Annotated in this window: 1 pseudogene; it reads right to left on the bottom strand. The window is 49.8% G+C overall.

The features are described from left to right. Positions 1-11: 11 nt before the first annotated feature. A pseudogene (locus CWC03_RS23260) lies at positions 12-215 on the bottom strand (S-methyl-5-thioribose-1-phosphate isomerase); the annotation flags it as partial. Positions 216-235: the final 20 nt, after the last annotated feature.

Here is a 235-nt window from a genome sequence, read left to right as displayed (position 1 = left end):
TTATCTTCTCACTGTTCGGCAAGATACCCAATTAACAATCTTGCCGCTAACACAATAAGCGGAGCGCCGCGGACCTTAAGTGTCAGAATTAGCTCGCTCCTCGTCGCACCGTCGCGGCATTCATGCCACACCGGTTGCTGTGGCAGTAAGTCATGATCCATTACCAGTCCCACGCCCGATTCGAATTTAAGACGACGTGCAATTAAGGTTTTCAAGACATCCCGCTCTTTCAAAG

Origin of the sequence: Pseudoalteromonas sp. S2755, from assembly GCF_005886535.1 — a bacterium.
In the GTDB taxonomy this organism is placed as follows: domain Bacteria; phylum Pseudomonadota; class Gammaproteobacteria; order Enterobacterales; family Alteromonadaceae; genus Pseudoalteromonas.
This window is presented reverse-complemented; position numbering and strand designations above follow the sequence as displayed.